Annotated in this window: 10 protein-coding genes; 5 read left to right on the top strand and 5 right to left on the bottom strand. The window is 72.1% G+C overall.

Translation table 11 applies throughout. The features are described from left to right. Positions 1–308, top strand: a 308-nt coding sequence (locus RMO85_RS04960; RefSeq protein ID WP_310526847.1) for a hypothetical protein, incomplete at its 5' end; no start/stop codon positions are given. A gap of 48 nt (positions 309–356) precedes the next feature. Here the strand turns inward: RMO85_RS04960 and RMO85_RS04955 are convergent. Genes RMO85_RS04955 through RMO85_RS04935 form a run of 5 tightly spaced genes read right to left on the bottom strand, consistent with a single transcriptional unit; the run spans position 357 to position 4,342 of the window. Then, positions 357–1,439 carry a 1-acyl-sn-glycerol-3-phosphate acyltransferase gene (locus RMO85_RS04955; protein WP_310526846.1) on the bottom strand — a complete coding sequence of 361 codons (1,083 nt, stop codon included), beginning with the start codon at positions 1,437–1,439 and terminating at the stop codon, positions 357–359. Further along, complete coding sequence (locus RMO85_RS04950; protein ID WP_310526845.1) at positions 1,384–2,244, bottom strand: patatin-like phospholipase family protein; 861 nt, start codon at positions 2,242–2,244, stop codon at positions 1,384–1,386. Before RMO85_RS04950 ends, RMO85_RS04955 begins: the two co-directional genes overlap by 56 nt. A gap of 1 nt (position 2,245) precedes the next feature. Next, positions 2,246–2,578, bottom strand: coding sequence for a DUF3817 domain-containing protein (locus RMO85_RS04945; protein ID WP_310526844.1), 333 nt, complete (start codon positions 2,576–2,578; stop codon positions 2,246–2,248). 4 nt (positions 2,579–2,582) lie between these two features. Then, positions 2,583–3,323 carry an SURF1 family protein gene (locus RMO85_RS04940; protein WP_310526843.1) on the bottom strand — a complete coding sequence of 247 codons (741 nt, stop codon included), beginning with the start codon at positions 3,321–3,323 and terminating at the stop codon, positions 2,583–2,585. Then, complete coding sequence (locus RMO85_RS04935; RefSeq protein WP_310526842.1) at positions 3,320–4,342, bottom strand: hypothetical protein; 1,023 nt, start codon at positions 4,340–4,342, stop codon at positions 3,320–3,322. The genes RMO85_RS04940 and RMO85_RS04935 overlap by 4 nt, the downstream gene beginning before the upstream one ends. 101 nt (positions 4,343–4,443) lie before the next feature. Between RMO85_RS04935 and RMO85_RS04930 the strand changes: the two genes are divergently transcribed. From RMO85_RS04930 to RMO85_RS04915, 4 genes are all read left to right on the top strand, one after another. After that, positions 4,444–5,445: a MoxR family ATPase gene (locus tag RMO85_RS04930; RefSeq protein WP_310526840.1), complete on the top strand. Its 1,002-nt coding sequence runs from the start codon at positions 4,444–4,446 to the stop codon at positions 5,443–5,445. Positions 5,446–5,447: 2 nt separating this feature from the next. Then, positions 5,448–6,638 carry a DUF58 domain-containing protein gene (locus tag RMO85_RS04925; RefSeq protein WP_310526838.1) on the top strand — a complete coding sequence of 397 codons (1,191 nt, stop codon included), beginning with the start codon at positions 5,448–5,450 and terminating at the stop codon, positions 6,636–6,638. Further along, positions 6,635–8,836, top strand: coding sequence for a transglutaminase domain-containing protein (locus tag RMO85_RS04920; protein ID WP_310526836.1), 2,202 nt, complete (start codon positions 6,635–6,637; stop codon positions 8,834–8,836). Before RMO85_RS04925 ends, RMO85_RS04920 begins: the two co-directional genes overlap by 4 nt. An 81-nt stretch (positions 8,837–8,917) precedes the next feature. Then, on the top strand, positions 8,918–10,015 hold the full coding sequence (locus tag RMO85_RS04915) for a PfkB family carbohydrate kinase (RefSeq protein ID WP_310526834.1): 1,098 nt from the start codon (positions 8,918–8,920) through the stop codon (positions 10,013–10,015). The last annotated feature ends 24 nt before the right edge of the window (positions 10,016–10,039 follow it).

Here is a 10,039-nt window from a genome sequence, read left to right as displayed (position 1 = left end):
GTGCGGTGTTCGCCAAGCTGCGCCAGCAGTCGGCGGGTAGCAGCAACTGGCAGTCCTCCTACGTGCCGACGCCCCCTCCAGCACCCGCAACCCCGGCCGCGCCGGTCGAGCCGGCTGCTGCGGACGGTGGCGATGACGTGGCTCACGACACGGCCGGAGAGCAGACCGGCGAGACGACCGACGACGTGGCCGGCGGCGCTCCGGGCGAGGCGATCAGCGACGCCGCCAAGACCCCGCACGAGGTCACGACGCCCGATGCTCCCGCGCAGATCATCGACGTCGACGACGTGCCGGAGCACAAGGACTGACAACGCCTCGCAGAGGAGTCCCCGCCCAGCGGGGGCTCCTCTGAGAGCTCAGCGCCGGGGCAGGTCCCGCGGCCTGTTGTCGTCGATCCAGGCGTCGATCTTCTCCCACCAGCCGAAGAGCCACTCGATCCGCTCGTCGCGATCGGCCGGGATCTCCGCGCGGGGCACTTCCCACCAGCGCATGATGAGCTCTTTGTCCATCGGGAGCTCGCGCCAGACGTCGGTGATCGTGAGCATGTGGTCGAGCCCAGTGTGCGCGACGAGCACGACGTCGGCCTCGGGCGCCGCGTCCAGCGCGGCCAGGAAGCCGCCGGGTCGGGGCGCCAGCACGTTGGTCATCTGCTCGGCGCGCTCAGCCATCCGCTCCAGCCCGAGCCTGCGCAGCCGGGCGATCGCGCGGTCGCGGCGCGCGGGGGTGAAGTTGCCCCCCTCAGGGAAGATCACGAACGCGTCGTTGGCGTCGAGGTCACTGGCCAGCCGCGCGATCTTGGTCTCGAAGTCCTCCCCCGGTCCCGGGTTGGCCGAGATGAAGGACGCCGGGATGCGGTTGAGGAGCACGTCGATCGCCGGGTCCCACGCCAAGGTGTCCTTGAGCACCACGCGCGGCTCGCGGTTGTACCAGTGCAACAGCGCATACATCAACATGAACGAGTCGCCCGGGCCCGCGTGCCGGCAGCAGACCAGGATCGGTTCGGTCGGGTGCGGGACCGGCGCCGGGCCGTCCGTGCGGATCTTCAGCGCCAGCACACGCCGCGCCTCGCGGAAGAACACCACCAGCACCCACTGCACCAGGTCGTAGTGGATGCCCTGGAAGTACGGCGACCGCAGCCGCCACCCGAAGCCGGACGCCAGCCACAGGCCGAGCAGCACGAGCAGCAGCAGCGACTCGGCGCTCAGGTAGAGGATCAGCACCCACAGCAGCCGCAGTGCCCGCCACCGGCCTCGCAGCAGTGGCGCCAGCGCGGCCGCGACGATCAGCCACAGCGGCAGGCTCACCCAGAGCAGCACCGTCAGCAGCACGACGGCCGGCGCGATCACCAGCCGCCGCAGCGCCCAGATCAACCCGGTCCCCGGCTCACTGGTCTGCCAGGTGCTCGTCGAGGTAGGCCCCGGAGGCGTCGTACGTCGCATCGATGCGACGTTGCACGGAGTCGAAGTCGCGGAAGGCCAGCATGGTGTCGTCCTTGGGGGACGTGCCCGCGGCCGGCAGAACGTGCGCCTCGACCTCGTCCGGGATCTCGGACATCTCCCGCTGGAAGCGGTGCCGCCGCGCCACCTCGAAGCTGACCCGGGCCACCTCCCACGGACGCTTCGGGGGCGCGAGGGGTCGGTCGATCCGGCCGACCTGGAGCACGAAGATCCGGGTGGCGCCCAGGGCCACGGCCCGGCCGACCGGGATGGAGTTCACGATGCCGCCGTCGAGGAAGTGCTCCTCGCCGTACTCCGTCGTCGCCAGGGCCGGCGGCAGCAGGCCCGGGACGGCGGCGCTCGCCACGATGGCGGGCACGAGCGGGCCGCTGGTGAACCAGTGCTCGGCGGCGCGCTCGATGCTGGCGGCACACACCCCGAAGGTGATCGGCAGGTCCTCGAAGGTGAGGTCGCCGAACTCGTCGACCAGCCGTTCGCGCAGCGGCTTGGAGGAGAAGACATGCGTGCCGCCGGTGGCCACCACCCGGCGTACGGTCCGCAACGGCCGGTCGCGGAACAGCTCGGGGCCGGCGGAGGCGCGCGACTGGGCGGTCATCGCCCAGAGGTCGGTCAGGTGCTCGATGACGTCGATCGACGGGTCCCGGGCGACCATCGCACCGTTCAGGGCGCCGACGCTGGTGCCGAGCACCAGGTCGGGGACGATGTCGCGCTCGAAGAGGGCCCGAAGCATGCCGACCTCGACGGCGCCGAGCACGCCGCCGCCGCCGAGCACGAAGGCCGTGGTCACGTCAGCGCAGCTCTGCGTGCTCGGCACGCAACCGCGTCACCACGTTGTGCTCGACCCAGAAGATCAGGACCGGGATCAACCCCGCGAGCAGCATCAGCACGAGATAGCCGAGCGACCAGCCCGCTCGCCGCGACAGCAGGAACGCCACCACGACGTAAACGATGTAGACCCAGCCGTGGATCAGTGCGACGGTGCCCGTGAGGCTGTCGCCGAAGGTCTGCAGGTCGGTCCCCTCGGTCAGGGCGGACTTGAACACCATCCCCACCGTGAGTGCCAACAGGAGGACGCCGACGACGAGGGCCAGCGCGCGGTAGGTGAGGAAGAGGTTGCGCACGCGGTCAATCTACCGACGGCGCATCATCGATCTGACGGGCCGCCGACGCCGCCGTCCGCACCGCCTGCTCGTCGCGCAGCCAGCGCCACCACACGAACGCCGCGAACCCGCCGAAGAACCACCTCTCCAGGGCGTCGAGCAGGTTGCGCAGCGCGGAGAACCAGCCCACTTCGGGCAGCGCGTCGAGCGGCGCCGGCGACAAGCCGGCGCTCGGCGAGGTGGCGACGGCGTAGGCGCTGTAGAGGTCGTTGTCGACGCGCTGGATCGCGTCGGCGGTGCGGAGCTGGGGTACGACGTCGTCGCTGGGGTCGTCGTCGAAGGAGCCGTTGCCTTCCGGTGGCTGCAGCCACCCGGTGAGTGACCCGGCTCCGGTCGGGACGAGGGAGGGGTCCACGTCCTCGGTCCACCCCAGCACGACGGGAATGGCCGGGTCGGTGGCCGCGCCGACGGCCAGCGGGACGACCAGCCACAGGCCGGCGGTGCCGGCGTGCTCCCGGTCCGAGACGTAGAAGGCGCCCCCCGGCAGCCATTCGCCCTCCAGGCTCACCGGCCGACCCAGGTCGGTGCCGGGGAACGGGTCGTCCGGGCCCATCACCTCCCTCAGCGGCACCGGCGTCAGCTGGGTGAGGTCACGCGCCTCGGACTCGCGCCGGTCCTGCCACGCCCGGAGCTGCCAGGCTCCCAGCGCGCCGGCGATCGCGACCAGGACCAGGGCGAGGGCGGTGAATCCGATCAGGCGCTTCACAGGCCGGCGGGCTCTTCCATCGGCGTGACCTCGTTGCAGACCGCGAACGGCAACAGCTCGGTCAGCGTCGCCGCAGCGGCGGCGTGCGGCCCGGCGACGGCGTAGCCGATGCGCCCGGTCGACGGATCCACCACCGGCATGGTGAAGGCGTCGCCGAAGCCGATCGACCCGATCCTCGGGAAGTCCGTGGCGAGGGCGGAGCGGGTGAACAGGTCTGTGCGGTCCGGTCCCAGCCGCGCGGTGGCCACGCCGTCGGCGAAGCTCACCGCGAATCGGGCCAGTGGTTCCAGGGCGGTCGGGTCGTGTGCGCTCACCACGGCCTCCTGGTCCTCCGCGTCGGCGTCCGGCCCCAGCGCCGTACCCAACGGCACGCACCCGGATCGGTAGTACGTCGACTCGGCCGGTGTGTCACCGGTCAGGTCGGCGATGCCCTCGATGGTGCCCCACGTGTCCTCGTCGGCCGTGGCCGCACCGGCCGAGACGAGATGCCGAGCGGGGTCGACCACCCCGCCCGCCAGGCCGGCGACCCCGTCCGTCACGGCCCGCTGGACCGGCGCCAGGTCGAGGTCGGGACGCAAGGCCAGGATCCAGCCGGCACCGGTCGGGGTGGTGAAGTGCGCCTCCCAGTCGACGTCGTCCTGGGTGAAGCCGTAGTCGAGCATCAGCCGGGAGGTGTCCGCCCGCAACATGCCCTCGGCGAGCAGCACGCTCTCGCGCCGGGCTCGTTCCCAGTAGTCGTTGCGGTCGGTCATCAGGTCGCCGCTGGTCAGGTCGGGCACCCCGAGGCTCGCCCGCGACTCGTCGAAGTCGGTGACGGTGACCACGCTGGCGTCGGCCGGGACCAGCGTCAGCGCGGCCTGCCCGGGGGGGACCTCGTCGCCCGGCGCGTACGCCGCAATCGTCGGCGTGGGCTCGGTGGGCAGGTCCTGCGCCGTGAGCTCGCGATCACCGCATCCCGCGAGGGCGAGGACCGCCGCCGCGGCCGTCAGGCAGGCCAGCGGCGAGCTCGGGAAATTCACGCGGTGAGTCTGCCACCCGGCACACGTACGGCGTGAGCCCGCGTACCCTTCGACACGACTGGATCGCGTCAGGCGATCACGCTGGAGAGGGCCCACCACACATGACTGCCACGACTGGCACCGCGACGGCCACGACCGGTTCGCTCACCAGCGAGCAGGCGACGTGGTTCGCCTCGGCGTTCTCCGCAATGGCCGACAACATCGGTCTGGCCGTGCTCGGCAAGGACCACGTGGTCCGCCTCGCGCTGACCTGCCTGCTCTCCGAGGGCCACCTGCTGCTCGAGGACCTGCCCGGCACGGGCAAGACGATGCTGGCTCGGGCCCTGTCCAACACCATCGAGGGCACGCACGCCCGGATCCAGTTCACGCCCGACCTGCTGCCGACCGACGTCACCGGCGTCACCGTCTACGACCAGCACAAGGGGACCTTCGACTTCCACCAGGGTCCGATCTTCCACGACATCGTGCTTGCAGACGAGATCAACCGTGCCTCGCCCAAGTCCCAGGCCGCGCTGCTCGAGGTGATGGAGGAAGGGCACGTCACCGTCGACGGCATCACCCACGACGTGCCGCATCCCTTCATGGTGATCGCGACCCAGAACCCGATCGAGCAGGCCGGCACCTACCGCCTGCCCGAGGCCCAGCTCGATCGCTTCCTGATGAAGACCTCGGTCGGCTATCCCGACGCCGACGCCACCGAGGAGCTCCTCCTCGGCTCGGCGGTGCGCGACCGCGCCTCCTTGGTGACGCCGGTCGCGAGCCGCCAGGTCGTCACCGACCTCACCCGCCTGGCCGGAGAGGTGTACGTCGACCGCGCGGTCGTGCGCTACGTGCGCCAGCTCGCCGAGGCGAGCCGCGTGCTGCCGCACGTGAAGATGGGGCTCTCCGCGCGCGGCTGCCTGGCCCTGGTCCGGGTCGCCAAGACCTGGGCGGCCGCCGACGGCCGGACCACCGTGGTGCCCTCCGACATCACCACGCTGGCCCCGCCCGTCCTGTGTCACCGACTGCTGCTCGACCCGCAGGCTCAGTTCAGCGGCGTCTCGGTCGATGACGTGATCGAGCGACTGCTGGGCTCCGTCGAGCCCCCGACTGCGCGCGACTGACCATGTCCGGCGCGTGGGTCCGGCCGGCCCGAGGGGCACTCGCGCTGCTGCGCGTGCCGACCGCCACCGGGCGGGCGGTGATCGCGCTCGCGCTCGCCGCGTGGGCCGGTTCGGCCTACGCCGACATCGTCGAGCTGCGCCTGGTCGCGCTGATGTGCGCGCTGGCGGTGCTGCTCGCCGTCCCGTGGCTGCTGATCCCGATGCGGGTGCGGGCGTCGCTCGCGCTGCGTCCCCCCCGGGCGGTGGCAGGCGAGCGGGTGGACATCACGCTGTCCGCCGTCAACGACGGTCGGCTCTCGCTGTGGCAGCCGCTCGTCCGGCTTCCCGTCGGCGAGCGCGTCTCGTGGCTGCGCATGCCCACCATGAGCCCGACCGAACGCGTCGGCCACGACGTGGTGGTCGAGGACCTCGAGCGCGGTGTGCACGACGTCGGCCCGGCGACCGCCGTACGCACCGATCCCCTCGGCCTGCTGCGCAGGGCGGTCCAGTGGTGCGACCCGATCGAGCTCTACGTCCGGCCGCGGATGGCGTTGCTGTCCACGCTCGGCTCCGGGCAGGTGCGTGACCTGGAGGGTGTCCCCAGCGACCGCGTCTCGATGAGCGACCTGGCCTTCCACGCGCTGCGCGAGTACGTCCCCGGCGACGACCTGCGGCACGTGCACTGGCGCTCGTCGGCCCGCGCCGGCGAGCTGCTGGTGCGGCAGTACCACGACACCCGCCGCAACCACGCCACCGTCGTGCTCGACCCGACCCCCGGCTCCTACCTCTCCGACGACGAGTACGAGCTCGGCGTCTCCATCGCCGCCTCGCTGGTGATGTGCGCTGCCCGGGAGGAGTACGACATCAGCCTGCTCAGCGGCCGCGAGCAGATCACCTCCGTGCCGGCCACCACGGTGCTGGACGCCACCTGTCGCGTGCAGCGGGATCCGGACGCGGAGCCGCTCGCCGGCGAGATCCACCAGGCGATCATCCTCGCCCCGGACACCAGCCTGCTGTTCGTCGTCACCGGCTCCGCCGCCCCGGACCTCGACGCCCTGGCCGCGGCGCTGGTGCGGGTGCCGGCCGAGACCCGCTGCGTCGTGCTGCGTGCCGCCCCGGGCGACACCCCGTCCGTGCTGCGCCAGCACGGCTACGAGGTCGTCATGGTCGGCTCGCTGGCCGAGCTCCCCGGCGTGATGGCGGCCTCGTCATGAGCTTCCAGGCACGCCCCCTGCCCCGCTACGCCGGCATCGACCTGTTGGCGATCGCTGTCCTGACCGCGATCGCGATCAGCGGCCTCTGGCCCACGTTCGCGGGCTACCGCTGGCTCGTGGTGGCCGCCGTCGGCACCGGGATCGGGATGAGCTGGGCGCTCCTGGTCATCACCGTCCGGCTGGGTCTCGACATCGTCCTGGAGTCGATGTCGGTGATCTACCTGCTCACCGCCGGTGGGCTCGCGCTCGGTGCCTCGGGGCTCTTCTTGGGGATCCCGGACGCCGAGGTGATCAACCGGGTGCTGTTCGGCACCGCGACCTCGTGGCTCGCGCTCGTCGAGACCGCCCCGCCGGTGGACAGCGCCGGCGCGGTGCTGTTGATCCCCTACGCGTTGACCTACTTCCTGACCTGCACGGCCACCGCGATGGCGCTGCGCAGCCGGCGCGCTGCGCTGCCCGTACTGCCGTTGTTCGTCATGCTCGTGCTGGTGCTGTTCCTCGGCTTCCCGCAGGCGTTCTCGGTGGTGCTCCAGGGCGTGGCCTTCGGCGCAGTGGCCTTGGCCTGGATCGGCCATCGCGGGATGCGGATCGAGGCCGGTCGCACGGCCGACCCCAGCCTGGGCGTGGTGCCCCTCGGTCGTGTCGTGTCGGCGCTGGTGGTCGTCGGGGTGGTGGCCGCGGCCACGCTTCCGTTCATCCACTCGATCGCGCCGGAGCGCCGGCTCGTGCTGCGCGAAGTGGTGACGCCCTACGACGCGGCGTACATCGAGACCCCGCTGTCGGCGTTCCGTCGCTTCCGCGACCAGGGCCCCGGCGTCTACGACAACCTCGCGGACACCAAGCTCTTCCGCGTGCGCGGCGCCAAGGCGGGCACCCGCGTGCGGGTGGCGGTGCTCGACCGCTACGACGGCACACGCTGGTACGCCGCCAACGACACCGGCCCCACGGACTTCTCCGACCGCTTCATGCGGGTCTCGTCCCGCATCGACAACCCGGCGGCCGGACAGGAGGAGCTGTACACCTTCTTCGTGCGCAACCGCTGGGACCTGCCGTGGGTGCCGACGATCGGGGCGATGCAGGCCTTCGAGTTCTACGACGACTACGCCACCGACCGCCTCCCGGACCTGCGCTACAACCGGGCCACCGACACCGCCCTGCTGCCCGGGGGCCTCGACGTCCGCGAGGACTACGTCATCTCGGCCATCGCGGTGGCCGACCGGCTGAACGAGCGGATGCGCCCGTGGCCGACGCCCGACACCACCCTGCGAGACGCAGCGGCGTTCCTCGACGTCCCGGCCCAGGCCTGGTCGCTCGGCGCCAGGACCGACATGCAGGCGGTCTTCAAGATCGCCGACCGGCTGCGGGTGCGCGGCCGCTACAGCGACGGCGTCTTCGGCTGGGAGGCGCGGTTCGAGGCCGGCCAGGACTCGCTGCGGCTCGACGAGGGCTTCGTCAACGCGCCGGCGATGGTGGGCAACGACGAGCAGTACGCCGCCACGATGGCGCTGCTCGCCAACCGGCTCGGCGTCCCGGCGCGCGTCGCGGTGGGCACCGTGCTGGAGAAGAACGGTGTGATCAAGGGCAAGCACCTCGACGCCTGGGTGGAGATCCGCGTCGCCGACGGCTCGTGGCGGGTGCTGGAGACGGCCGAGTTCATGAGCCACCGCGCGCCCCGGCGCGACGACGTGAAGCTGGCCCCGGTCAAGCTGCCGCCCGAGCGGGAGGAGCCGACCCGCCCGGAGGAGCAGCAGCCCGAGGACCTGCCCGAGCCCGAGCTTCCCGCCCAGCAGGACAGGCGCGACGTGCCCCTGCCGCGCTGGCCGCTGCTCCTGCTCGTGCCCGCGTCGGTGGCGCTGATTCCGGTCGCCAAGGGGGTCCGGCGCAAGCGCCGCCGGACGGCGTCGCGTGCCTCGGCGGCCTATCTGGGCGGCTGGGACGAGCTGCTCGACACGGCGCGCGATCTCGGTGTCGGCGTACCACCCCACAGCACGCGACCCGCTCAGGCGAGGGCCCTCGGAGTGCCGACGGCCCTGGCGCGGGAGGCCGATGTCGCGGTCTTCACACCGACGGAGCCGCCGTCCGCTGCGCCGTTCTGGGACAAGGTCGACGACCAGCGTCGCCGCCTCGCCGCCAGGTCGCCCGCCTGGCGGATCGCGCTCGCGCCGCTCAACCCGGCGTCGTTCCTCCGTCGCCGCTGACACCCTTTCGTCGGTCCAGGGTTGTGGGGAACTCGCAACTCTCATTTGCTTATTGCACTAAGTGTCCTTTATGTTCATGAGGTGCTGACCGACCGCGAGGAACAGATCCTGGACCTGCTGCGCCGTGACCCCCTCATGGGCTCGGAGGCACTCGCCGCAGCGCTCGGCACGACCCGCGCCTCGATCAACGTGCACATCTCCAACCTCGGCAAGAAGGGCGTCATCCTCGGCCGCGGCTACGTCCTGGCCGAGAGCCCGGGCGCGGTCGTGATCGGCGGCGCCAACATGGACCTCAAGGCCCGCAGCCAGGCCCGCGCCACCAGTCACACCAGCAACCCGGGCCACGGCTCGATGGCGCCGGGCGGGGTCGCGCGCAACATCGCCGAGAACCTCGCCCGGCTCGGCGACCGCGTACACCTGGTCAGCGTCGTCGGTCGCGACCCGCTCGGCGAGAACCTCCTGAGCCACACCGCCGCCGCAGGCGTCCGCATCGAACACGTCGCGCGCACCGACCGACCCACCGGCACGTACACCGCGGTCCTCGATGTGGACGGCGAGCTCATCGTCGCGATCGCCGACATGGCCGCCACCGCCGAGCTCGGGCCCGACCAGGTGCAGGCCGCGCGCGACGTGATCGCCTCGGCCGGCGTGCTCGTGCTCGACGGCAACCTCCGCCGCGACGCCCTGGAGCATGCGCTGGACCTGTCCGGCGGCGTGCGCACCATCTTCGAGCCCGTGAGCGTCCCCAAGGCGGCAGCGCTCAAGGACGCGCTGGACTCCCGCCTCTACGCCGTGACCCCCAACCGCGACGAGCTCGCGGCGCTGACCGACCTGCCGACGCGCACGGACCGCCAGGTGCGTACGGCCGCCGCGACCCTGCACGCCCGCGGCGTCGAGCTCGTGTGGATCCGCATGGGCGGGCGCGGGTCGTGGCTCCTCACCACCGACGAGCTGATCGAGATCCCGGCCCTGCGAGCAGACGTCGAGGACGTCACCGGCGCCGGCGACTCGATGCTCGCCGCCTTCTGCCACGTCCTGCTCGACGGCGGCACCCCCGAACAGGCCGCCCGCTTCGGGCACGCCGCCGCCGCGCTCACCGTCGCCAGCGCGCACACGGTCCGCCCGGACCTCACCCCACGCCTGATCCGGGCCACCCTCGAGCAGAAAGAACTCCCATGACCACCCCCCGCACCGGCCCGCACC

The organism is Nocardioides sp. (assembly GCF_031422975.1).
In the GTDB taxonomy this organism is placed as follows: domain Bacteria; phylum Actinomycetota; class Actinomycetes; order Propionibacteriales; family Nocardioidaceae; genus Nocardioides.
The sequence above is the reverse complement of the archived record's forward strand: the minus strand, read 5'-3'. Positions and strand labels throughout refer to the sequence as shown.